Consider the following 22,213-nt stretch of genomic DNA (forward strand, 5'->3'; position numbering starts at 1 on the left):
CGTTCGCTTTATCAGAGATGGGGCGGTTGCATGTGGCTTAACCCGGAGTCTCCTCCATAGCAGGCCGCCAACCAGGTTGCCGGGTTGGCGCCACATATTTCCTTCGCCGAGTCCAGGAAGTTTCAATTGGCCATGGGCTGGCTGCGCGGCTTGATGGCGGTGCATTCGGCGACCGTGTCCCATTTGCCGTTGCAGTGCTTCCAGCCGCAGGCATCACGCTTGAATGGGTTGCCGCCCGCCTCCTTCAGGCACTGGCCCAGGGGCGTATTGGAGGCACCCTTGTTCGCCATGAAGTCGCCGCCACTCGCCGGGCAGTCACCCTGGCCCCAGCGGCCCTCGCAGTGCTTGCGCATGCAGCGGTCGCGGGAGAGGGGGTTCATGCCGGCGTGATCCATGCAACTCTTCAAGCTGGCGTTGGGGTCGGCATTCGGGTTGGCGCTGGAGCGGTAAGCCCGCGGCTGCGAGGGTGCCGGGGCGGCGTTGGTGGCACGTGCGGGAGCGGCGCGCGGCGCCGTGGTTTGGCCTTTCTCGGCTCGGTATTTGCGCGCGGCTTCCACGGCCTCCTTGGAATTGCTCTGTGCCTGGACGGCCATCGGCATCAGCAGCATGGTATGCGCCACGGCAAATGCGGCCGCCATGCGCGTGATTGTGCTCAAGAACCTCATGCCATACTCCTCTTCGATTAACAATTGAAAACGTATCAACGATATTCGAAATGCAGGCCCTGATCCAGCGAGTTTCGCAAGCACATGTGACAGTAGAGGGCCGGGAGATCGGCCGGATCGGGGCCGGCCTGCTGGTGTTGCTGTGCGCCGAGCGTGGCGACGAGCAGCCGCAGGCTGATCGTTTGCTGGCCAAGCTGCTCAAGCTGCGCATTTTCTCCGATGCCGCTGGAAAAATGAATCTCAGCGTGCAGGATATCGCCGGAGGCTTGTTGGTTGTCAGCCAGTTCACGCTGGCGGCGGATACCAGTGGGGGCAACCGGCCCAGCTTCACCGCGGCAGCGCCGCCTGAGCAGGGGCGGCAACTCTATGAGTATTTCGTAGCCCAGGCGCGTGCGCAGCATCCGGAAGTGGCTTGCGGTGAATTCGGTGCCGACATGCAGGTGGCACTGATCAACGATGGCCCGGTAACGCTGCCGTTGCGCGTGGCGGCAGGGGGCGATGCCCGGGCCAATTGACAGAACAGACAGAACAGCCCATGGCGCGTGATTTCCCGGCATGCCATAGGATAGGCATATGGATATGCATATGACGAAAACAGGCTTTGTGCCCAGGTAGTATCCGCAAGTTTCATTCATTCGGCCAACCGCTTGAGTCAGTTGTTTCAGCCAGTCGTTTTCTGCCTCTCAAAATCAGGAGTTTCATCATGCCCTTGCCGTATTCATCCACTTTGCGCGCCACGCTGGCGGTGGCTTCTCTGGCCCTGATGGCCGCCTCGGCGCACGCGGGCACCACGCTCGACGCCGTGAAAAAGCGCGACAGCGTGAGGTGCGGCGTGACCAACGGCGTGGCGGGCTTTTCGGCGCCTGACGGCAAGGGCCAATGGAGCGGCCTCGACGTGGACACCTGTCGTGCGATCGCCGCGGCCGTGCTGGGCGACGGCAACAAGGTGGAGTTTGTGCCGCTGAATTCGCAGCAGCGCTTTTCGGCACTGCAAGCCGGTGAAGTGGATGTGCTGGCGCGCAACACCACGGCCAACCTGACGCGCGACGCCTCGCTGGGCCTGCACGCCACCACCATCAACTACTACGACGGCCAGGGTTTCCTGGTGCCCAAGAAACTCAAGGTGACCAGTGCCAAGCAGTTGAAGGGTGCGACCATCTGCACTCAATCGGGCACCACGAACGAGAAAAACGTGACCGACTATTTCCGGGGCCAGAACATTCAAGTCAAGACGGTGGTGTTCGAGAGCTTCGAAGCTTCGTTCAAGGCCTTCTTCTCGGGCCGCTGCCAAGCGTTCACCACGGACGTATCGGCGCTGGCCGGCCTGCGCAACAAGGAGGCGCCTAACCCCGACGACTACGTGATCCTGCCCGAGCTGATCTCCAAGGAGCCGCTCGCGCCCTTCGTACGACGTGGCGATGATGAGTGGTTCGCCATCGTCAAGTGGGTGCCCAATGCGCTCATTGAAGCGGAGGAGGTGGGCATCACGCAAGCCAACATCGATCAGCTTCGCGCCGGCAGCAAGGATCCTGCGCAGCAGCGCCTGCTCGGGACGGGAGATGACCTGGGCAAGTTGCTGGGGTTGTCCAAGGACTGGTCGTACAAAGCCATCAAGACCGTGGGGAACTACGGAGAGATCTTCGAGCGCAACGTGGGGCCGAATTCGGTGCTGAAGCTGCCGCGTGGCAATAACCGCCAGTGGAACCAGGGCGGCCTGCTGTACGCGCTGCCCGTCAAGTAAGTAAGGGTCTCCTTGCCCACCACGCCCTCCCAGGCGGGAACGCCCGGCCCGCAAGACCAGCCTGCGCGCGCGCGCTGGGCCCTGGTGCGGAAGATTCTGCTGCAGCTGGTGTTTGTCGCCGCGCTGTGCGGACTTGTCTGGTGGGTGGTCCAGCATGCGCTGGACGTGCTGCGTGCACGCGGCGTGCGCTCGGGCTTCGATTTTCTGCTCGACGCGGCCGGCATTCCCATCAGCGAGGGCTGGCCCAGCTATTCACCCGGAGAGCCGTTCTGGCGCGCCTTTCTCACCGGTGTGGGCAACACCCTGCGCGCGGCCGTGCCGGCCAGCATACTGGCTGTGGTGCTGGGTCTGCTGCTGGGGGTGGGGCGGCTGGTGCCGCATCGCCTGGTGAGCGGGCTGTGCGCGGGCTACATCAATCTGGTGCGCAACATTCCGCTGCTGCTGCAGTTGCTGATGGTGAGCTTTGCCGTGGGTTCGCTGCTGCCCGATCCGATCGAGCCGCTGCAACTGCTGCCCGGCGTCTGGCTTAGCAAGGCGGGCCTCGCCATGCCCTGGCCGGTTCATGGCGAGGCGGGCTGGGTGCTGGAGTGGCCTGAGCGGGGTAACTTCGGCCCGACAGGCGGCGCTGCGCTGAGCCCGGAATATGTGGCGATCGTGGCGGCTCTGGCTCTGTATTCCGCGGGGTTCGTGGCCGAGATCGTACGCGCGGGCATCCAGGCCGTGCCCCAGGGCCAATGGCTGGCCGCGCGAGCGCTGGGGCTGAAGCCGGGGCAGGAGATGCGCTACGTGGTGCTGCCGCAGGCGCAGCGCGTCATCGTGCCGGCACTGACCAACCAATTGCTCAGCCTCACCAAGAATTCATCTCTGGCCGTGGCCGTGGGATATCCTGAACTGGTCTCCGTGGCCAACATGACCATCGGCACGACGGGCCGTGCATTCGAGTGCATTGCCATTGTCATGGCGGTGTATCTCCTGTTGTCGCTGCTTATCGCGGGCGGCATGAATCTCTACAACAAGCGCGTGGCGCTGCGGGGCTGGGCATGACGGCCACGCAGACGTCGGCCGCACCCCCGCCGCGCATGAGTGGCGGAGGCCGTACCTGGGCGCAGGATCTGTTCGGCTCGCCTGCGCGCTGGGCGTTCACTTTGGCTGTCTGCGCGCTTCTGGCCTGGTCGCTGTGGCATCTACTGCCCTGGGGCCTGATGAACGCCACGTTCACGGCCAGCGCCGATGCCTGCCGTGCCCACCGCGAGGGGGCCTGCTGGGGCGTGGTGGCCGAGAAGTGGCGGCCCGTGCTGTTCGGCCGCTACCCTTACGCCGAGCAATGGCGTGCCGCTTGCGCGGGGGCTGCTGGCGGCCATGACGCTGGTGAGCGCCTGGCCGCGCGTCTGGCGCTGGTGGCTGGCGCCACTGTGGGCGGCCGTGCTGGCCGCGGCTTTCGTGCTGATGGGGGGCGGCGCACTCGGTTTGTCCAAGGTGCCGACGGGGCAGTGGGGTGGACTGCCGCTGACCATCCTGCTGGCGGTTCTGGGTGTGGCCATGGCGTTTCCCATCGGCCTGGGCCTGGCGCTGGGGCGGCGGTCGGATTGGCCCGTGGTGCGCACCTTGTGCGCCAGCTATATTGAACTCGTGCGTGGCGTGCCGCTGATTTCCGTGCTGTTCATGGCCACGTTCCTGCTGCCGCTGTTGTGGCCTATCGGCGCCCAGCCCGACGTGCTGCTGCGTGTCGTCGTCGGGCAGGGCCTGTTCATCGCTGCTTATCTGGCCGAAGTGATTCGCGGTGGGTTGCAGGCTGTGCCCCAGGGGCAGCTCGATGCGGCGCGCGCGCTGGGTTTTACGCGCTGGGGTGTGCAGCGTGCGATCGTGCTGCCCCAGGCGCTGCGCATGGTGGTGCCTGCGCTGACCAACATTGTGCTGGGCGCGCTGAAGGACACATCACTGGTGACCGTCGTCGGCCTCTTCGAGCTGACGGGGGCGCTCAGCCTGGCGCTGGGGGGCGATCCCAACTGGCGCCCGTTCTATCTGGAAGCCTATCTGTTCGTGGCCGCCATTTACTGGCTGCTTTGCTTTGGCCTGGCACGCTACGGCTTGTGGCTGGAAGGATTCTTGCGCCGCGAACATACCTCTGCGCGAGGCTGAGAACGCGCGCGCGTGCTAAGCGGCGTAGGGATCAGGCAGTCCAAGCGCCGCCATGATCTGCGTCTCAAGCGCCTCCATGGCTTCGGCATCAGCTTCGCTGGTTTCATGATCCCAGCCTTGCGCATGCAGCGTGCCATGCACCAGCAGGTGGGCATAGTGCTCGGCCAGGGGTTTTCCCAACTCGGCTGCTTCGCGCTCGAGCACTGGGGCGCAGAGCACCAGATCGGCGCTGACCACGGGCGCTTCGGGCGGCCGGGCGTAGTCGAATGTGAGCACGTTGGTGGCGTAGTCCTTGCCGCGATAGGACTGATTGAGCGCACGGCCTTCTTCCGCGTCCACGATGCGTACGGTGATTTCGGCGGGGGCCTGCAGCGCATGGCGGATCCAGCGCACGGCCTTGTGGCGTGGCAGGGCGGCACGGTGCGCCGCAGCGCCGTCGAAGCGTGCCCATTGGAGTGAAAGCGTCAGGGGCGGCAGGGACATGGCAGTGGTTTCTCTGGGGCTCAAGCGGGGCGTGCGCGGCTCGATTGGGCGTCGTAAGCGTCGACGATGCGGGCCACCAACGGATGGCGCACCACATCGGCTGAGGTGAAGCGCGTGAAGGCCAGACCCTTGACGCGCTTGAGCACGCGCTCCGCATCCACCAGTCCGCTGGTGGCGCCCTTGGGCAGGTCGATCTGGCTGATGTCGCCCGTGACCACGCAGCGCGCGCCGAAGCCGATGCGGGTGAGGAACATTTTCATTTGTTCGGGCGTGGTGTTCTGCGCTTCGTCGAGGATGACGAAGGCGTTGTTCAGCGTGCGCCCGCGCATGAAGGCCAGCGGGGCGATTTCGAGCTGGTTGCGTTCGAAGGCTTTCATCACGCGATCGAAGCCCATCAAGTCGTACAGGGCGTCATACAGCGGACGCAGATAGGGATCGACCTTCTGCGTCAGATCGCCTGGCAGAAAGCCCAGGCGCTCGCCGGCTTCCACGGCCGGCCGTGTGAGCACGATGCGCTGCACGGCGCTGCGCTCCAGCGCGTCGACGGCGCAAGCCACCGCCAGATAGGTTTTGCCGGTGCCGGCGGGGCCGATGCCGAAGGTGATGTCGTGCGTGGCGATGTTGTCGAGGTAGACGCTCTGGTTGGGCGTGCGTGCTTTCAGATCGGCGCGGCGCGTGTGCAAGCGCTGGGTGCCATCTTCGTCTTCGGACAGGGGCGAGCCTTCGCCCGCCAGCATCAGTTGCACGGTTTCGGGGCGGATCGGGCGGTCGGCGAGCTCGTAGAGCGCCTGCAATACCTCGAGCCCGCGTTCGGCGTTTTTCTTGTGGCCATCGATCTTGAACTGCTCGTGGCGATGCGCCACGGCAACCTGCAGCGCCATCTCGATCGTGCGCAGGTGTTCATCCATGGGGCCGCACAGGTTCGACAGGCGGGTATTGTTGTGAGGGGTAAAGGTATGTCGGAGGATCACCAGTGAGATTGTCCACGAAGTGTGGAAGGGGTGCTACTTTTGGTGAGCGTCTTATGATTGGCTCACCGGCGCTCTGCGCGCCATCCCTTTTTACTGAAAGCTCCTGTGATCGGACGTCTTTGCGGCTTGCTGGCCGAAAAAAATCCACCTCAATTGCTGATTGACTGCCACGGCGTGGGCTATGAGGTGGACGTGCCCATGAGCACGTTCTACCACCTGCCGGCCGTCGGGGAGCAGGTCACGCTGCTCACGCATTTCGTGGTGCGAGAGGACGCGCAGATTCTCTATGGCTTCGCTACCGCACCCGAGCGTGAGGCTTTTCGCCAGTTGATCCGCATCAGTGGCGTGGGGCCGCGCACCGCGCTGGCGGTGCTTTCCGGTATGAGCGTGGCTGAGTTGTCTCAGGCGGTGACTGTTCAGGAGGCGGGGCGCCTGGTCAAGGTGCCTGGGATCGGCAAGAAGACGGCCGAGCGGCTGCTGCTGGAGCTCAAAGGCAAGCTGGGGCCGGATCTGGGGACGGCGGCGGCTTCTGTGCAGAGCGATGCGGAGTCCGATATCTTGCAGGCGCTGTTGGCGCTGGGGTACAACGATCGGGAGGCGGCGGCGAGTATGAAGGCGTTGCCGGCGGGGGTGGGGGTGAGTGATGGGATTCGGTTGGCGCTACGGGCGTTGGCGAAGTAGTTGCTGTTTTTCTTTTCGAGGGTTTTGCTGCCTCTCCCTCTCCCTCTCCCTCTGGGAGAGGGTTGGGCGGGGCAGGCCATCCTGTGAGGGCTTTCACGGCTGGTTGAACTGGACGGCCTTCTGCTTCCTGATGACCTTCAGCTGTTTGAATTGAAGTCGGAGGCCGGGATTGCCCCCGGCAGTGCAGTCACCTTCTTTTGCGTCGCCAAAAGAAGGTAACCCAAGAAAAGGCGACCCACTGCCCGCGTCCCTGCGCTGCGCTCCGGGCAGCCTGCGATGCTCGGTCAAGGGGCGGTGCTGCAGAACTCGCTATGTTCACTTCGTTCACGCCGCTCAAACAGCTGCAGCAAGCTAGAGCACGAAGCAAGGGCATCTTGCAGTGCCCTTGCCCGCCCCTTGCCCTGCGCTTCTCAGCGCGGGCAGAGGGGACCCATGGCTCGGGCCATCGCTGCGCTCGGCCTGCGACTTAACAGGCTTCGCCGTCTTTCTCACTTATCCGCCGGGGCGTCCTGGCGCAGGGGGAGGGCTTTCGCCGTGCTATCTGCGCTCTACTTGAATCCTTCTGCCAATCTATGAGTAATTTCCGCAGCCGGCCCGGTGGTACATGCACTCGCGTTCTGTCCGCTCCAAAGCGGCGTGAAATCGGTGCAACCCACTTTTTCCGCGGCCGCTCGCAGCGGACCAATGGCGTTGGTTGCTTGCGGGAATTCAGGCGCGGCACTGCTGATCGGCCCTAGTTCGCGCATCAGCCGGTTGACGATGCCGCGCGCGGGCCGGCCGCTGAAGAGATTGGTCAGTGCGGTATGGCGTGCGGCTTCGCTTTGCAGGGCGGCACGGTGCATGGCTGAGGTGGATGTTTCGTCGGAGCACAGATAGGCAGTGCCTACCTGTACAGCGGAGGCTCCCAAGCCCATGGCAGCGCGCACGCCTGCCGCATCGGCAATGCCGCCTGCGGCAATGACCGGAATGCGCACGGCAGCCACGATTTGTGGCAGCAGGGCGAAGGTGCCCATTTGCTCGGTCAGGTCCATGCTCAGGAAATGACCGCGATGCCCACCCGCCTCCAGGCCTTGCGCAATCACGGCATCAGCGCCGCGTTCTTGAAGCCAAAGTGCCTCACGGACGGTGGTCGCCGATGACAACACGAAGGCTCCCCATGCCTTGACGCGCGCCAGCAGCTCCGGCGAGGGCAACCCGAAGTGAAAGCTCACGATCTTCGGTTTGAACTCGGTCAGCACATCAGCGATCTCGGCACTGAACGGCTGCCGTCCCGGCCCATTGGGAATGGCGTTCACATCAAGCCCATATTCCGCGTAATAAGGCGCCAGAGCCTGGCGCCAAGAGGCATCGCGCGCGGCGTCGGGTAGAGGCGGGGTATGGGCGAAGAAATTGACGTTGTAGGGAAGGCCGCTCTGATTCAGCTTTTGCAGCTCGGCACGCAACGGGTCGACCGCCAGCATGGCACTGGGCATCGAGCCGAGCCCTCCTGTTCCGCCTACCGCCAGGGCCAAGGTACTGCCTTGTGCACCGGCCATGGGCGCCTGGATGAGAGGGAGGGCAATGCCGAGTTGAGCGCAGAGGGTGTTCATGAGCGTATTCTGGCAGTACGTCACTCTTTTGTCTGGCCACACGTACCCGCTGATTCGCGGGCCGAGCGCAGCGATGGCCCGAGCCATGGGTCCGCTCTGCCCGCGCTGAGAAGCGCAGGGCAAGGGCGGGCAAGGGCACTGCAAGATGCCCTTGCTTCGTGCTCTAGCTTGCTGCAGCTGTTTGAGCGGCGTGAACGTAGTGAACATAGCGAGTTCTGCAGCACCGCTCCTTGACCGAGCATCGCAGGCTGCCCGGAGCGTAGCGTAGGGACACGTCCAGTGGGGTCGCCTTTTCTTGGGTTACCTTCTTTTGGCGACGCAAAAGAAGGTGACTGCACTGCCGGGGGCAATCCCGGCCTCCGACCTCAACTCAAACAGCAGAAGGTCATCAGGAAGCAGAAGGCCGTTCAGTTCAACCAGCCGTGAAAGCCCCCACCCCGGCCCTCCCCCAGAGGGGGAGGGAGTAAACCCCCAGGCGAAAACCCGAGGCCATCGCAAAAGGCACCGAAATACTTGCACTTCATCCAAATATTTAATATATTAAATAAATGCCCAGGCCAACCCAGAAACCTGAACTCAAGCACCGCAACCTTCCCTTGCTGCTTCTCAAGGCGCGCGAGGCGATGATGGTCAGCCGCCGCCCCGCGCTGCGCAGCCATGGCTTGTCGGACCAGCAGTGGCGCGTACTGCGCGTGCTGGCCGAGCCGGTTCATGTGTCGGGCCTGGAAACCGGCCGCCTGGCGCGCGAGGCGCATCTGCTCGGCCCGAGCCTGACGGGCGTGCTGACCCGTATGGAGCGCGATGGCCTGGTGCAGCGCCAGCGCAGCGAGGCGGACGCGCGCCGCAGCGTGGTCAGCATCACCGAGGATGGGCTGGCCGTGGCGGCTTCGCTTTCGGTGGCCATTGAATCGCAATACGACGATCTGGAAGCGAAGGTGGGCCGCCCCAAGCTGGCCCAGCTCTATACCCTGCTGGACGAGCTGATCGCCGTGCAGCAGATTGACCATGAAGAGGAGATTTCCATGACCGAGGACGCTGCATGAGCGCTGTTATTCCATGGCTTCCGCAGGGTACCGTGTACGGCACGCTGCTCAACTTCCGCCGCGAGTTCGAGTTGTGGACGCCCAAGATGAGCGAAGCGCCCTACAAGGCGCCGCCCAAGGCGCCCGTGCTCTATATCAAGACGGCCAACACCTTTGCGCCGAACGGCGCCGCTGTCGCCGTGCAGGAAGAGGTGGAGGTCGGCGCCGCGCTGGGGCTCGTGATGGGCGATGCCTCCGGGCAGGGCACAGACGCGCTTCCCCGAGTGGCGGGATACGTGCTGCTGGGTGATCTGAGCCTGCCGCATGCCAGCTATTACCGCCCGCCAATGCGCTTTCGCAACCGCGACGGATTCCTGGTCTGTGGCCCGGCCATGCGGCCTATCGCCGAAGCGGGAGACCCCGCCGCCATGGCGCTTGAAGTCCGCATCAACGAGACGCTGGCGCAGCGTGTGCAGCTGTCCACCCTGGTGCGCGATGCCGCCACGCTCCTCGCGGAGGTCAACGGATTCATGACCTTGCAACCGGGTGATGTCCTGATGCTGGGCACGGATTGCCTGGAAGACGGCACACGGCCGCGGGCCAAGGCAGGGGATCGTGTGCAGATCAGCGCCTCCGGCTTCGAGCCGCTCACGCACACCTTGATCGCGGAGAAAACATGAAACATTCGCGCATTGCCTGGGCCGGCGCCGTACACGACGCGATCGAACGCGATGGCCAGCTGGAACTCCAAACCCCTGCTTTCAAGGGCCAACTCCTCGGTTTCGACGAAGTCGTGTGGCTGCCTCCGCTCGCCCCCACGCCCACGAACCGGCCGCGCTCCGTGCTGGCACTGGCCATCAACTACGCCGACCACGCGAGAGAGTTGGCCTTCAAGCCGCCCGAGGAGCCGCTGGCGTTCCCCAAGGGCGCTGCGTCGTTCATCGGCCATCGCGCTTCGACCGTGCGGCCTCTCGATGCGACCAACATGCACTATGAATGCGAGCTGGCCGTGGTGATCGGCAGCGAGGCACGGCGCGTGAAAAAGGCCGATGCCTACGATTTCGTGCGCGGCTACACCGTGGCCAATGATTACGCCATCCGCGACTACCTTGAGAATTGGTACCGGCCCAATCTGCGCGTGAAGAACCGGGACACCTGCACGCCCATCGGCCCCTGGCTGGTCGACGCCGCCGATATCCCTGATCCCATGAAGCTGCGGCTCAAGACCACGGTGAACGGCCAGGTGACCCAGCAAGGCACCACGGCCGACATGGTGTTCGATGTGCCCGCGCTGATCGAATACTTCACGAGCTTCATGACGCTCTATCCCGGCGACGTCATCCTGACCGGCACGCCCGACGGCGTGGTTGATTGTCCTGCCGGCAGCCATGTCGTATGCGAAATCGAGGGCATCGGGGCCCTCGAGAACACCATCATGCATCCACGCCGCACCGCGCCGTGAAACCTGCGAGATACCCATGAAAATCGACCATCTCATTGACGGCAAACCGGTTGCCGGCACCGATTACTTCGAAACCGTCAACCCCGCCACGCAGGAGACGCTGGCGGAGGTGGCCTCAGGCGGCGAAGCCGAGGTTAACGCGGCCGTGGCCGCCGCCAAGGCGGCCTTCCCCAAGTGGGCCGGTTTGCCTGCGACGGAGCGCGCCAGGAAAATCCGGGCCCTGGGCGATCTCATCGCCAAGCACGTGCCGGAAATCGCAGCAACCGAGACCGACGACACCGGCCAGGTGATCGCCCAGACCGGCAAGCAACTGGTGCCGCGCGCGGCCGACAACTTCTACTACTTCGCCGAGATGTGCACGCGCGTGGATGGCCACACCTACCCCACGCCCACGCACCTGAACTACACGCTGTTCCACCCCGTGGGGGTGTGCGCGCTCATCAGCCCGTGGAACGTGCCCTTCATGACGTCCACCTGGAAAGTGGCGCCCTGCCTGGCTTTCGGCAACACCGCCGTGCTCAAGATGAGCGAGCTCTCGCCTCTCACGGCCGCGCGCCTGGGCGAGCTCGCGCTGGAGGCGGGCATTCCGGCGGGCGTGCTGAACCTGGTGCACGGCTATGGCAAGGAAGCCGGTGAGCCCCTGGTGGCACACCCCGACGTGCGGGCGATCTCCTTCACGGGTTCCACAGCCACCGGCAACCGCATCGTGCGCTCGGCCGGCCTGAAGAAGTTCAGCATGGAGCTGGGGGGCAAGAGCCCGTTCGTCATCTTCGAAGATGCGGACTTGGACCGTGCGCTCGATGCGGCCGTGTTCATGATCTTCAGCAACAATGGCGAACGCTGCACGGCGGGCAGCCGCATCCTGGTGCAGAAGAGCATCTATGCGGACTTCGCAGCCAAGTTCACCGAACGGGCCAAGAAGATCATCGTGGGCGATCCCCAGGACGAGAAAACCATCATCGGCCCGATGGTCTCCAAGAACCACTTGGCCAAGGTACGCAGCTACATCGAGCTGGGGCCGAAGGAAGGCGCCACGCTTCTGTGCGGCGGGCTGGACCGTCCGGGCTACGCCCCCGAATTGCCCGGCCGCGTGGCCAAGGGCAACTACGTCTGGCCGACCGTGTTTGCCGACGTCGACAACCGCATGAAGATCGCCCAGGAGGAAATCTTCGGCCCGGTGGCCTGCTTGATCCCGTTTACCGACGAAGCCGATGCGATCGAAAAGGCCAACGACATCGAGTACGGCCTTTCCAGCTACGTGTGGAGCGAGAACATCGGGCGCGCCCATCGCGTGGCGGCCGCCATCGAGGCGGGCATGTGCTTCGTCAACAGCCAGAACGTGCGTGATCTGCGCCAACCCTTCGGCGGTACCAAGGCATCCGGCACCGGGCGTGAAGGAGGCACCTGGAGCTACGAAGTGTTCCTCGAGCCCAAGAACGTGGCGGTGTCCATGGGTTCTCATCACATTCCGCACTGGGGGGTCTGATCATGAAGCGCCGTCAGTTATTGCTTTCCACCGCGGCTGCTGCCGCCACCACCGCGCTGCCGCTGGCCGTGCGCGCCCAGGCCGCATGGCCTGCCAAGGCGATTCGCATCGTCGTGCCGTTTACCCCCGGCGGCACCACTGACTACGTCACGCGCCTGGTAGCTGCCGAGGCGGCGAAGTCGCTCGGCCAGACGATCGTGGTGGAGAACAAACCGGGCGCGGGAACGGTGATTGGCGTCGACAACGTGGCCAAATCGGCGCCTGACGGCTACAGCTTCGTGACCGTGGCCAACAGCTTCTGCGTGAACGCCACGCTGATCAAGAAGCTGCCCTACGACACCCGCAAGGATCTTCGCCCCGTGGCGCTGATGGGTTTGTCGGAGCACGTGCTGGCCACGCATCCGAGCAGCGAGCTGAAGACGGTGGCCGATATCGTCTCGCAAGCCAAGGCAGGCAAGAAGCTCAGCTACGCTTCTTTCGGCAATGGCACATCGGCGCATCTGGCGGGGGAAATGCTCAAGACCCAGCTCGGTCTGGACATCGTGCACGTTCCCTATAAAGGGCAGGCACCGGCACTGGCCGATCTGCTGGGTGGTCAGGTGTCGATGATGTTCGGCAACTGGCCGGAATTCCGCAGCCACGTGCAATCGGGCAAGTTGGTGGCCGTGGGCATGGCCACGGCCGCGCGGTCAGTTTACGCGCCTGATATTCCCACGCTGGCCGAGCAGGGGCTGAAAGTCGAATCCAACTCGTGGAACGGCTTGTTGGCACCCGCAGGGGTGCCAGACGACATCGTGCAGCGCATGAACACCGCAGTGGCCGAGGCCATGAAAGCGCCAGCCCTGGCTGAGGCCTTCCAGAAAGGCGGCATCTCGGCCAAGACCGGTACACCCGCGCAGTTCGCGGCCTACATCGACAGTGAGATCGCTCGCTACGCCGAGGTAATCAAGAAAGCCGGCATTACCGCCGACTAAGCGTCCGTTACGCCCATTACGCAGGAGAAAGATCATGGGGCAACTCGCTCTCGCAGCCAAGATAACCCACGTACCCAGCATTTACCTGAGCGAGCTGCCGGGGGAGCGCCAGGGCTCGCGCCAGGATGCGATCGATGGCCACAAGGAAATCAGCCGCCGGTGCCGCGAACTGGGCGTGGACACCCTCGTGGTGTTCGACACGCATTGGCTGGTCAACGCCAACTACCACCTCAATTGCGCACCGCACTGGTCGGGCACCTACACGAGCAATGAGCTGCCGCATTTCATCAGCAACATGTCCTATGGGTTCCCGGGCAACCCGGAGTTGGGGCGTCTGCTGGCCAAGGTATGCAGCGAGCAGGGCGTGGAAACGCTGGCTCACGACGCCACCACGCTGGCGCCCGAGTACGGCACGCTGGTACCCATGCGCTATATGAACGCGGACGAACACTTCAAGGTGGTCTCGGTCTCGGCGCTGTGCACCAGCCACTACCTCAACGACAGCGCACGGCTTGGCTGGGCCATGCGCGAGGCCGTGGAAAAGCACTACGACGGCAAGGTGGCCTTCCTGGCCAGCGGATCGCTCTCGCACCGCTTCGCCCAGAACGGGCTGGCGCCCGAGTTTGCGTTCAAGATCTGGAGCCCTCTGCTCGAGAAGTTGGACCGCGAAGTCCTGCGCATGTGGCAAAGCGCTGAATGGCACGACTTCTGCGCGATGCTGCCCGAATACGCCACCAAAGGACACGGTGAGGGCTTCATGCATGACACCGCCATGCTGCTTGGCTCACTCGGTTGGTCCAGTTACGACGGCAAGGTGGAAATCCTGACGCCCTACTTCGCCGCATCGGGCACGGGACAGCTCAATGCCGTGTTCCCGGTCACGCCGCAAGACGGCCAAGCCGTGCCGCAGCCCGAGGCTTCGCGCGCGACCAGTTATCGTGCCTCCGCCAGGCTGTAATCCCTGGCGATGATCCCCGGTCGTGATTCCTGATTTTTAGAAAGCTTCCCATGCCCCACCTCGTCGTTCTCTATACCGGCAATCTCGACAAACTCACCGACATGAACACGCTGTGCCGCAGCCTGGCCGACGCCATGCTGTCCGTGAAGGACGAAGCGGGTGCCCAGGTGTTTCCCACCGGCGGCACGCGTGTGCTGGCCTACCCCGCGCCGTATTACGCGGTGGCCGATGGCGGCGCTGCAGGCAAGGCCGCGGGAGGGGATGGTGACTATGCCTTCATGTACCTCAACTTGCGCATGGCGCGCGGGCGCAGTGCGGCGACCCAAAAGCGCGCGGGCGACGCTGTGCTGGCTGCCGTGCGGGAGCGCATCGATCCGCTGATGAAAGAGCGCCACATTGGTGTCACGGTTAACGTGGACGAAGGCGCGGAAGTGTTCGATGCCAAGCACAGCACCATCCATTCTCTCTTCAAGAAACCCTGAACATGCTGACGCCAGAACAGATCGCTGAACTCGCCCGCGAGCTGGATCAATCCGAGAAGACACGCGTGCAGGTGGAGCACTTTTCCAAGCGCTTCGCAGGCATGACCGTGGAAGATGGCTACCGCATCAGCCGTGCCTGGGTGGCGCTGCAACTGGCGGAGGGCCGGAAGGTGATCGGCCACAAGATCGGGTTGACCTCCCGCGCCATGCAGATCAGCAGCCAGATCGATGAGCCCGACTACGGCACGCTGCTCGACCACATGCTCTACACCGCGACGTCCGGCCAGGTGCTGGAGATTCCAGCCAGCCGCTTCATCGCGCCGCGCGTGGAAGTGGAATTGGCCTTCGTGCTGAAATCAGCCTTGAAGGGCCCGGACATCGATGTGGAGCAGGTGTTGACTGCCACCGACTACGTGACACCGGCGATCGAGATCATCGATTCGCGTATCGAGCAGTTCGACCGCCACAGCAAGGTCATGCGCAAGGTGTACGACACCATCAGCGACAACGCGGCCAACGGCGGCATCGTGGTCGGCGCTGGGCGCGCAGGCCCGCGTGCTACCGATCTGCCCTGGGTGGGCGCCATTCTGCGTCTCAACGGCGTGGTGGAAGAAACCGGACTGGCGGCCGGCGTGCAAGGGCATCCGGCGGTAGGCATTGCCTGGCTGGCCAACAAACTCGCGCCTTGGGGCGAATCACTGCAGCCGGGGCAGATCGTGTTGGCCGGTTCTTTCACACGCCCTGTGGCGGCCAAGGCCGGCGATGAGTTCGAAGCCGACTACGGACCGCTCGGCAAGATGGCTTTCAAGTTTGTTTGAAAGACTCATGCATTCCCGCATCTGCCGAGCCAGCGCAATGCGTGCGCACTTCGTGCACGCCCTACCTCTGTGCTGCCGCTCAATGTCGTTATTGAGGTAACGCGAAGTCATTGGTCATTCGATCGAGAGAGAAACATGGAAACACCCCAAAATTCCTTCAAGCAAGCCCTGCTGGACAAGCGTCAGCAAATCGGTTTCTGGCTGAATGTGCCCAATACCACCACGGCGGAAATCTGTGCTGGCGCGGGTTTCGATTGGCTGCTGATCGATGGTGAGCACACCACGCACAGCCTGCAGACCATCCTGCACCAACTGCAGACCATTGCCGCCTATCCGGGCACGCAAGCCGTCGTGCGCGTACCCATGGGCCACGGCCACGTGGGGGAGATGCTGATCAAGCAGTATCTTGATCTGGGCGCGCAAACCCTGATGGTGCCGATGGTGGACACGCCAGAGCAGGCGCAGGCCGTGGTGCAAGCCGCGCGCTACCCCGGCGCTGACGGGCTGGGCGGCATCCGGGGGTGGCCGGCGGACGGGCTGCCCGCTGGGGCCGGCATCCGCGCTACCTGCATGAGGCCAACGATCGCGTGAGCATCATCGTACAAGCCGAAACCCGCACCTCTCTCGACAACCTGGAGGCCATTGCCGCCGTGGATGGCGTGGACGGCATTTTCATTGGCCCGGCCGATCTGTCGGCTTCCATGGGCCATCGCGGTAACCCCGGACACCCGGACATGCAAGCGGCCATCGGGGACGCCATTCGCCGCGTGGTGCGTGCGGGCAAGGCCGCCGGCATTCTTACCCCCGATGAGACCATGGCGCGCCGCTACCTGGAGTGGGGCGCCACCTTCGTCGCCGTGGGCATCGATACCGTAAGCCTGGTGCGCGAGACCAGCCGGCTGGCGGCGGCATTCGCGGCCAGCAAATAAGAAGAGGCAGGAGACGCCATGAGTGCACAGGATATGAGCGCGGAGGAAAAGGCCGCCCGCCGGCAGCTCGCCGCCTGCTACCGCATCTTCGCCATGCTGGGCTGGACGGAGATGATCTACAACCATATCACGCTGCGCCTGCCGGACAGCGCTGACGGCGAGAAGCAATTCCTGATCAACCCTTTCGGCTTGCACTACACCGAAGTGACTGCCAGCAATCTGGTGAAGGTCAACCTGGCGGGTGAGGTGCTGGATGGCTCAGCTCATCCGATCAACCCTGCGGGTTACACGCTGCACAGCACCATCCATGGCGGTATCGACACGGCCCACTGCGTAATGCATACACACACCACCGCTGGTGTGGCCGTAGCCTGCCTGAAGGACGGGCTGCAGCAGACCAATTTCTACAGCGCGCAGTTGCACGGCATGCTGGCCTACCATGATTTCGAGGGCATCACCATCCATGCCGAAGAAGGGCCGCGCGTGCTCGCCAGCATCGGCCAGCGGCCCGCGGTGATTCTGCGCAACCATGGCTTGCTCGCTTGGGGGCAGACATTGCCGCAAACTTTCGCCATCCTGTGGACCTTGCAGCGCGCTTGCGAGATCCAGATGGCCACGTTCAGCATGGGGGGCGCAAGCGGTGATTCCGGTGCCGGACGCCATAGCGGCGAAGTGCACCCGCGATTCCCTGCAATTCGATCCGAAGCACGGCGCGGGGCAGGATGTGTGGGATGCGCTGGTAAGGCAACTGGATCGCTCGGACAAGAGCTACCAGGGATGAGTGTCCGGGGCCATGGCGTGCCGCAGCGCCATCATGAAGCCCTGACGGCGTGATGTCAGCGCAATCCGCCGACATAGCGGCGCACCGGCTGCACCAGCTTGGCCAGCGCCTGCCCGGTTTCGGGTGTGCTGGGGGCCGCGGGCGCCGGTGCGGGCTTGTCTGCCTGCGCTTGTGTGCTGTTCAGGCTGGCACGCAGGAGCAAGGCCAGTCTTTGCAGTTCGGCATCGTCTGTTTCCTTGGCGTGAGCCAATGCCAAGGCCGACATAGCCATCCCATACGTGACGTCGGAGGCCATCCATTCGGTGTCAGTCACGCGGCCCGTCTTGCGGCGCAAGGCCACATGAAGGCGGGCGGCAATGGCCAGGCGTTCGCTGTCGTGCATGCATTTCCTTTCTCCGTCGTTGGCGGTGCTTCACAGTTGCCGCTCCCGGTGCAAGGTGACATCCAGCCCTTCATGCTCCTGCTGCGGCGAGGCGCGCAGGGGCAACACCAGATCGATGCCCAGCAGCAGTACCGCCGTGGCGATGGCGCTGTAGGCCGCCACGGCACCTACGGCGATAGCCTGGTTCAGCAGGTTGGCATCCACGCCGCTGATGGCACGGTCGGCAAACACCCCTGTCAGCAGCGAGCCCACAATGCCGCCTATACCGTGCACGCCGAAGATATCGAGGGAGTCGTCTACACCCAGGCGGCGCTTGAGCCAGGTGGCGCCCCAGAAGCACGCCACGCCCGCGATCAGCCCGATGAGCACCGCACTGCCCAGTTGCACGAAGCCTGCCGCTGGGGTGATGGCCACCAGCCCGGCCAATATGCCCGACAGCAACCCGAGCAAGGTCGGGGCGCCGCGCAAGGCCCATTCGGTCAGCATCCAGGCCAGGCCGCCGCTGGCCGCGGCGAGCATGGTGACCAGCATGGCAAGCGCAGCGCGCCCGTCGGCGGTCAGCGCCGATCCGGCATTGAAGCCGAACCAGCCGATCAGCAGGAGCGCTGCGCCCATGGCCGTCCAGCCCAGGCTGTGTGGCTCGAAAGCCTGTTGGCCATAGCCCTGGCGCCGTCCCAGCAGCGCGGCGCACACCAGCCCTGCCATGCCGGCATTCACATGCACCACGGCGCCGCCAGCGAAGTCCAGCGCCCCCAGGCGGTTCAGCCATCCGCCCGGCTCCCAGACCCAATGGGCGATCGGCGCGTAGATCAGCACGCTCCACAAGGCCGCGAACAGCAGCAGGGCGGAAAAGCGCATACGCTCGACCACGGCCCCGATGATCAGGCAGGTGGTGATGACGCAAAACGTCATCTGGAACATGGCGTAGGCTGCCTCGGGCACTTTGGGGGCAAGGTGGCTGACGGTCAAGGTGCCTGCGGCACTATCGAGGTGCATGGCCGTAAAACCCAGGTACGCCAGGCCGCCCAGCCAGGCCGACCCCTGCCCGAAAGCCAGCGGATAGCCCAGCGCGAACCAGAGCAGGCTCACCAGGCAGGCCACGGCGAAGACGGAGGCCAGCGTGTTCACCACATTCTTGCGCCGCACCAGCCCGGCATAGAACAGCGACAGGCCCGGCAGCGTCATCATCAGAACCAGCGCCGCCGAGACCAGCAGCCACGCTGTATCTGCCTTGTCAATGGCCGAAAACTGCACCACCTGCATACCAGACTCCCTTCAGGATGCGCTGCGCGCCGATCCGGGTCACGCATCCGCTTATGTTTGTGTGATCGGTACTGTGGCTTAGCAGCTTCCATGCCAAGAGGGGCAAGTGGGCAAGAGGGCAAGAGGGCAAGAGGGCAAGAGGGCAAGAGGGCAAGAGGGCGCAAAGACCTGATGCCTACAATTCATAGAGCAAGCTTTTGTATGAAGCCAGCGTTTGGAACGCAAGGAGACAGCGGCGTATGTTCAAGAAGATAGCGATCTACGGAGCCGGCGCCATCGGCGGCTGGATAGGGGCGCGCCTGGCGGAAAAGGGCGCGGAGGTCAGTGTGGTGGCGCGCGGGGCCACTCTGGAGGCCTTGCGGCAGGGCGGCCTGCGTTTGCGCCAGAAGGGCGCCGATGCCGTGGAGCATGAGTCCGCCCAGGCGGTGCGCGCCAGTGCCGACCCGGCCGAACTGGGTGTGCAGGATCTCGTGATCGTGGCTGTCAAGGCGCCGGGCATGGCTGATGTAGCGGGCCGGATCGGTCCGCTGTTGGGCCCGAAGACGGTGGTGCTGACCGCGATGAATGGCGTGCCATGGTGGTTCCTCCAAGGCTTTGGCGGCCTGATCGCCGGGCAGCGTCTGGAATCGGTGGATCCCGGTGGCGCGATTGCGCGGGCCATTGCGCCGGCGCATGTCATCGGCTGCGTGGTGCATGCCAGCTGTGCGCTGGATGCCCCAGGGGTGATCCGCCATCACTTCGGCCAGGGGCTGATCATCGGCGAACCGGCAGGCGGCGACAGCGCGAGGGTGCAGGCGCTGGCCGGCTTGCTGCAGGAAGCGGGCTTCGAGGCCACGGTATCGCCTCAGATCCAGAAAGACGTCTGGTACAAGCTCTGGGGCAACATGACGGTGAACCCCGTCAGTGCCTTCACCGGCGCCACCGCCGATCGCATCCTCGATGACGATCTGGTGCGCGGCTTCATCAGCGCCGTGATGCTGGAGGCCCGAGAGATCGGCGCACGCATCGGCATCCCCATCGAGCAGCAGCCGGAGGACCGCCACATGGTCACGCGCAAGCTGGGCGCCTTCACACCCTCCATGTTGCAGGACGTGCGAGCCGGCAAGCCGGTGGAGATCGATGCGCTGGTGTCAGCCGTGCGGGAGCTCGGGGTGTTGACTCAGACGCCTGCGCCTTTCACCGATGCTTTGTTGGGGCTGGCCCGGCTGCACGCACGGGTGCATGGGCTCTATCCTGAATGAGCCAGAGCGAATAAGCCGGAATGACCCGCTCCAGCCCGGGCCGGGCGCTTAGCGGCGCAGCTTTCGCTTCGTTGCTATCCATCGCTCTCCTGATGGGGGCCAACCACGTGGCTGCCCGGCTGGCCTTCGATCATGGAACGGATGTGGCCACCGCAGTGGTGGTCCGCAGCTTTTTCACTGCATTGGTAGTGGGCGCCTTGCTGGTAGGGCAGCAAGGGTCTTTTTCTCTGACGGTGCGCCAGCGCAAGGCGCTGCCGGCGATCGGCCTTTTGATCGCAGTGCAAAGCCTATGCCTGTATTCCGCCGTGGCCCGGTTGCCGGTGGCACTGGCGCTGCTGGCCTTCAATAGCTATCCGCTCTGGACGGCGTTCTGGGCTCGGGTTCTCTATCAGCACAAGCCTGAGCGCGCCATGCTCCTGATCATGCCGGTTATTTTGCTGGGCCTGGTGCTGGCTCTGGATGTATTTGGCGCCGCTTCGGGGCTGGGCGCTGCCGGGCAGTGGCGCAAAATTGGGGTTGGCGTGGCCTTCGCGCTTGCCGCGGCGGCCACGTTTTCCCTGGCGCTGGTGCTGACGCAGCACGAGGCAGGCGATCTCGACGGCCGGTTGCGCACGTTTGCCACCATGGCCATAGTCAGCGTGCTGGCGGCAGCCGGCGTCTGGTGGCAAGGGGGGCCCCACCTGCCTGTGGCATCAGCAGGCTGGTGGGGGTTGGCACTGCTGACCTTGCTCTACGGCAGCGGTATCACACTTCTTTTCACTGTGCTGCCCCGTCTGGGCGTGGTGGGCAATGCAGCCATCATGAACGTCGAGCCTGTTGCCGCGCTGGTTCTGGCTTGGCTGATCCTGGGGCAGGCCATCGCGCCAGTGCAGGTGCTAGGTGCATTGATCGTGGTCGGTGCGGTGATGTGGCTGGGGATGCGCAAACGTTGAAGGTGTTTTGAGATATCCCTACCCCTTGGGTGAGGTTTCGAATTGCGGGGAGCGGCTTCCGCAAGGCTATCCCGGTCGGAATCGTCAGCGCCAGGGGCTGGGCTGGTGCGGCGGCGGGATCGAGACACCAGCAGAGAGCCTTCATGGATGGCTTGGGCAGCGAAGAGTACATGCCGGCTGTGAGACCTTTCGTGCTGTCACCTGCTGAAAGCTGAGCTTTGGCGCGACGTATCAAGCTGCGTCGGGCACGGCGTGAGCCGTTCTTGCGCCAGATCAAGCTTTGACTATGCCGGAGGGGCCATATTTGATCCAGCGCAAGACCGGACAGTTCAGCCGGGCCCAAGCTCGATTGCATCTCAACTCCCGAAACCTGGAGAACCTGTATGCAGACTCCGAATTCCATCCTTCTTCATCTCGATGGCTCTGCGCGCATAGGAGAAAGAATCAAACTGGCATGCCGGGTGGCAGAGAGTTTTGATGCCGAGGTGACCGCCAAGCCCTGTACCTATTCGGCGCTGATGCGCTACCCGTTCGCGATAGACGCGGGGTCGGAGGCGATCGAAGTCATGCGCAAAGTTGACCAAGAGGCGCGCGACAAGATGCATGGTATTTTTCTGGCGAACAGCGCGGGCTCGGCGCGGTTGCATTGGGAGGAGGCGGACGTCGAAGGGCCTTGGGGATTCGGCCGGCGCGCGCTTTATGCCGACCTCCTGATTCTTGGTCAGCGCGACAAGAATGATGCTGCGGATGCCGAGCTGCCAACTGATTTTCTACCCAGTGTGTTGGCGCAGAGCGGCCGGCCAGCCTTGGTCATGCCCTATGCGGGGCCGGTAGAACCGTTAGGCCGAAACATCCTCCTGGCGTGGAAGGAAACGCGCGAATCCGCGAGGGCCGTGACCGCTGCCCTCCCTTGGCTGTCCAGGGCAACGCAGGTACATGCTGTGGCGTATGGCGAAGATGCGCAGGCGTCGCTGCAGTCCTTGCGGAGTTATTTGCAGAAGCAAGGTATCCGGGATCTCTCACTGCATCGGGGCGACAGGGATGACGACGACGTTGGCAACAAGCTGCTGTCCCTGGCTTCCGATCTGGGATCGGACTTGCTTGTCATGGGCTGCTATGGCCATAGCCGCGCGCGCGAGTGGATTCTTGGTGGAGCCACACTGTCCATTCTTCAGTCGATGACATTGCCTGTATTGATGTCACACTGAGCGAGC

At 64.0% G+C, this 22,213-nt stretch carries 21 protein-coding genes and 3 pseudogenes; 18 read left to right on the forward strand and 6 right to left on the reverse strand.

Going from position 1 to position 22,213, the window contains the following annotated elements:
- Window positions 1-122: 122 nt before the first annotated feature.
- Window positions 123-656: a hypothetical protein gene (locus WJU18_RS05190; protein ID WP_423459064.1), complete on the reverse strand. Its 534-nt coding sequence runs from the start codon at window positions 654-656 to the stop codon at window positions 123-125.
- 59 nt (window positions 657-715) lie between these two features.
- Here WJU18_RS05190 and dtd point away from each other — a divergent pair, with 59 nt between their 5' ends.
- The 4 genes and pseudogenes from dtd to WJU18_RS05210 all read left to right on the forward strand — a co-directional run bounded on the left by dtd (window position 716) and on the right by WJU18_RS05210 (window position 4,545).
- Entirely contained in the window at window positions 716-1,180 is a 465-nt protein-coding gene (gene dtd, locus WJU18_RS05195) for a D-aminoacyl-tRNA deacylase (RefSeq protein WP_423459065.1), read from the forward strand.
- A 188-nt stretch (window positions 1,181-1,368) separates the two neighbouring features.
- A complete protein-coding gene (locus WJU18_RS05200) occupies window positions 1,369-2,406 on the forward strand; it encodes an amino acid ABC transporter substrate-binding protein (protein ID WP_423459066.1) in 1,038 nt (345 codons plus the stop codon).
- 12 nt (window positions 2,407-2,418) lie between these two features.
- The gene (locus WJU18_RS05205) at window positions 2,419-3,450 is read left to right on the forward strand and encodes an ABC transporter permease subunit (protein ID WP_423459067.1); all 1,032 of its coding nucleotides are present in this window, start codon (window positions 2,419-2,421) and stop codon (window positions 3,448-3,450) included.
- A gap of 35 nt (window positions 3,451-3,485) precedes the next feature.
- Window positions 3,486-4,545 (forward strand): annotated as a pseudogene (locus WJU18_RS05210) (amino acid ABC transporter permease).
- 15 nt (window positions 4,546-4,560) lie between these two features.
- Here WJU18_RS05210 and ybeY read toward each other — a convergent pair.
- Window positions 4,561-5,028: an rRNA maturation RNase YbeY gene (gene ybeY / locus WJU18_RS05215; protein ID WP_423459068.1), complete on the reverse strand. Its 468-nt coding sequence runs from the start codon at window positions 5,026-5,028 to the stop codon at window positions 4,561-4,563.
- Window positions 5,029-5,048: 20 nt separating this feature from the next.
- Window positions 5,049-5,999, reverse strand: coding sequence for a PhoH family protein (locus tag WJU18_RS05220; protein ID WP_423459069.1), 951 nt, complete (start codon window positions 5,997-5,999; stop codon window positions 5,049-5,051).
- Window positions 6,000-6,104: 105 nt separating this feature from the next.
- Between WJU18_RS05220 and ruvA the strand changes: the two genes are divergently transcribed.
- Window positions 6,105-6,680 carry a Holliday junction branch migration protein RuvA gene (gene ruvA / locus WJU18_RS05225; protein ID WP_423459070.1) on the forward strand — a complete coding sequence of 192 codons (576 nt, stop codon included), beginning with the start codon at window positions 6,105-6,107 and terminating at the stop codon, window positions 6,678-6,680.
- Between the two features lie 548 nt (window positions 6,681-7,228).
- Here the strand turns inward: ruvA and WJU18_RS05230 are convergent.
- A complete protein-coding gene (locus WJU18_RS05230; RefSeq protein WP_423459071.1) occupies window positions 7,229-8,269 on the reverse strand; it encodes an NAD(P)H-dependent flavin oxidoreductase in 1,041 nt (346 codons plus the stop codon).
- A 548-nt stretch (window positions 8,270-8,817) separates the two neighbouring features.
- Here WJU18_RS05230 and hpaR point away from each other — a divergent pair.
- The 10 genes and pseudogenes from hpaR (at window position 8,818) to WJU18_RS05280 (ending at window position 17,181) form a co-directional block, all read left to right on the forward strand.
- Complete coding sequence (hpaR, locus tag WJU18_RS05235; RefSeq protein WP_423459072.1) at window positions 8,818-9,312, forward strand: homoprotocatechuate degradation operon regulator HpaR; 495 nt, start codon at window positions 8,818-8,820, stop codon at window positions 9,310-9,312.
- Complete coding sequence (locus WJU18_RS05240) at window positions 9,309-9,971, forward strand: fumarylacetoacetate hydrolase family protein (protein WP_423459073.1); 663 nt, start codon at window positions 9,309-9,311, stop codon at window positions 9,969-9,971. Before hpaR ends, WJU18_RS05240 begins: the two co-directional genes overlap by 4 nt.
- The gene (locus tag WJU18_RS05245) at window positions 9,968-10,753 is read left to right on the forward strand and encodes a fumarylacetoacetate hydrolase family protein (RefSeq protein WP_423459074.1); all 786 of its coding nucleotides are present in this window, start codon (window positions 9,968-9,970) and stop codon (window positions 10,751-10,753) included. The genes WJU18_RS05240 and WJU18_RS05245 overlap by 4 nt, the downstream gene beginning before the upstream one ends.
- A gap of 16 nt (window positions 10,754-10,769) precedes the next feature.
- Window positions 10,770-12,239 (forward strand): 5-carboxymethyl-2-hydroxymuconate semialdehyde dehydrogenase, encoded by a 1,470-nt coding sequence (hpaE, locus tag WJU18_RS05250; RefSeq protein WP_423459075.1) that lies wholly within the window; start codon window positions 10,770-10,772, stop codon window positions 12,237-12,239.
- Between the two features lie 2 nt (window positions 12,240-12,241).
- The gene (locus WJU18_RS05255) at window positions 12,242-13,213 is read left to right on the forward strand and encodes a tripartite tricarboxylate transporter substrate binding protein (protein WP_423459076.1); all 972 of its coding nucleotides are present in this window, start codon (window positions 12,242-12,244) and stop codon (window positions 13,211-13,213) included.
- Between the two features lie 34 nt (window positions 13,214-13,247).
- On the forward strand, window positions 13,248-14,171 hold the full coding sequence (hpaD, locus tag WJU18_RS05260; RefSeq protein WP_423459077.1) for a 3,4-dihydroxyphenylacetate 2,3-dioxygenase: 924 nt from the start codon (window positions 13,248-13,250) through the stop codon (window positions 14,169-14,171).
- Window positions 14,172-14,221: 50 nt separating this feature from the next.
- Complete coding sequence (locus WJU18_RS05265) at window positions 14,222-14,653, forward strand: 5-carboxymethyl-2-hydroxymuconate isomerase (RefSeq protein ID WP_423459078.1); 432 nt, start codon at window positions 14,222-14,224, stop codon at window positions 14,651-14,653.
- 2 nt (window positions 14,654-14,655) lie between these two features.
- Entirely contained in the window at window positions 14,656-15,471 is an 816-nt protein-coding gene (hpaH, locus tag WJU18_RS05270) for a 2-oxo-hept-4-ene-1,7-dioate hydratase (protein ID WP_423459079.1), read from the forward strand.
- Between the two features lie 135 nt (window positions 15,472-15,606).
- Window positions 15,607-16,400 (forward strand): annotated as a pseudogene (locus WJU18_RS05275) (aldolase/citrate lyase family protein).
- Between the two features lie 18 nt (window positions 16,401-16,418).
- Window positions 16,419-17,181: pseudogene (locus tag WJU18_RS05280) on the forward strand (class II aldolase/adducin family protein).
- Between the two features lie 55 nt (window positions 17,182-17,236).
- On the opposite strand, the gene WJU18_RS05285 reads toward WJU18_RS05280, so the two are convergent.
- Complete coding sequence (locus tag WJU18_RS05285; protein WP_423459080.1) at window positions 17,237-17,563, reverse strand: hypothetical protein; 327 nt, start codon at window positions 17,561-17,563, stop codon at window positions 17,237-17,239.
- A 30-nt stretch (window positions 17,564-17,593) separates the two neighbouring features.
- Window positions 17,594-18,826 (reverse strand): ammonium transporter, encoded by a 1,233-nt coding sequence (locus tag WJU18_RS05290; protein WP_423459081.1) that lies wholly within the window; start codon window positions 18,824-18,826, stop codon window positions 17,594-17,596.
- A gap of 239 nt (window positions 18,827-19,065) precedes the next feature.
- Between WJU18_RS05290 and WJU18_RS05295 the strand changes: the two genes are divergently transcribed.
- From WJU18_RS05295 to WJU18_RS05305, 3 genes are all read left to right on the forward strand, one after another.
- Window positions 19,066-20,067 carry a 2-dehydropantoate 2-reductase gene (locus tag WJU18_RS05295; RefSeq protein WP_423459082.1) on the forward strand — a complete coding sequence of 334 codons (1,002 nt, stop codon included), beginning with the start codon at window positions 19,066-19,068 and terminating at the stop codon, window positions 20,065-20,067.
- Window positions 20,068-20,087: 20 nt separating this feature from the next.
- Complete coding sequence (locus tag WJU18_RS05300) at window positions 20,088-20,999, forward strand: EamA family transporter (protein WP_423459083.1); 912 nt, start codon at window positions 20,088-20,090, stop codon at window positions 20,997-20,999.
- A gap of 383 nt (window positions 21,000-21,382) precedes the next feature.
- A complete protein-coding gene (locus tag WJU18_RS05305) occupies window positions 21,383-22,207 on the forward strand; it encodes a universal stress protein (protein WP_423459084.1) in 825 nt (274 codons plus the stop codon).
- Window positions 22,208-22,213: the final 6 nt, after the last annotated feature.

Source organism: Ottowia sp. VDI28 (assembly GCF_049532675.1).
Lineage (GTDB): Bacteria > Pseudomonadota > Gammaproteobacteria > Burkholderiales > Burkholderiaceae_C > Ottowia.

What these genes read in the sequence shown, in the direction of transcription:
- dtd (WP_423459065.1), top strand. Translation starts at nt 716, where the DNA reads ATGCAGGCCCTGATCCAGCGAGTTTCGCAAGCACATGTGACAGTAGAG.
- WJU18_RS05200 (WP_423459066.1), top strand. Translation starts at nt 1,369, where the DNA reads ATGCCCTTGCCGTATTCATCCACTTTGCGCGCCACGCTGGCGGTGGCT.
- ybeY (WP_423459068.1), bottom strand. Translation starts at nt 5,028, where the DNA reads ATGTCCCTGCCGCCCCTGACGCTTTCACTCCAATGGGCACGCTTCGAC.
- WJU18_RS05230 (WP_423459071.1), bottom strand. Translation starts at nt 8,269, where the DNA reads ATGAACACCCTCTGCGCTCAACTCGGCATTGCCCTCCCTCTCATCCAG.
- hpaR (WP_423459072.1), top strand. Translation starts at nt 8,818, where the DNA reads ATGCCCAGGCCAACCCAGAAACCTGAACTCAAGCACCGCAACCTTCCC.
- WJU18_RS05240 (WP_423459073.1), top strand. Translation starts at nt 9,309, where the DNA reads ATGAGCGCTGTTATTCCATGGCTTCCGCAGGGTACCGTGTACGGCACG.
- WJU18_RS05245 (WP_423459074.1), top strand. Translation starts at nt 9,968, where the DNA reads ATGAAACATTCGCGCATTGCCTGGGCCGGCGCCGTACACGACGCGATC.
- hpaE (WP_423459075.1), top strand. Translation starts at nt 10,770, where the DNA reads ATGAAAATCGACCATCTCATTGACGGCAAACCGGTTGCCGGCACCGAT.
- WJU18_RS05255 (WP_423459076.1), top strand. Translation starts at nt 12,242, where the DNA reads ATGAAGCGCCGTCAGTTATTGCTTTCCACCGCGGCTGCTGCCGCCACC.
- hpaD (WP_423459077.1), top strand. Translation starts at nt 13,248, where the DNA reads ATGGGGCAACTCGCTCTCGCAGCCAAGATAACCCACGTACCCAGCATT.
- WJU18_RS05265 (WP_423459078.1), top strand. Translation starts at nt 14,222, where the DNA reads ATGCCCCACCTCGTCGTTCTCTATACCGGCAATCTCGACAAACTCACC.
- hpaH (WP_423459079.1), top strand. Translation starts at nt 14,656, where the DNA reads ATGCTGACGCCAGAACAGATCGCTGAACTCGCCCGCGAGCTGGATCAA.
- WJU18_RS05285 (WP_423459080.1), bottom strand. Translation starts at nt 17,563, where the DNA reads ATGCACGACAGCGAACGCCTGGCCATTGCCGCCCGCCTTCATGTGGCC.
- WJU18_RS05290 (WP_423459081.1), bottom strand. Translation starts at nt 18,826, where the DNA reads ATGCAGGTGGTGCAGTTTTCGGCCATTGACAAGGCAGATACAGCGTGG.
- WJU18_RS05295 (WP_423459082.1), top strand. Translation starts at nt 19,066, where the DNA reads ATGTTCAAGAAGATAGCGATCTACGGAGCCGGCGCCATCGGCGGCTGG.
- WJU18_RS05300 (WP_423459083.1), top strand. Translation starts at nt 20,088, where the DNA reads ATGACCCGCTCCAGCCCGGGCCGGGCGCTTAGCGGCGCAGCTTTCGCT.
- WJU18_RS05305 (WP_423459084.1), top strand. Translation starts at nt 21,383, where the DNA reads ATGCAGACTCCGAATTCCATCCTTCTTCATCTCGATGGCTCTGCGCGC.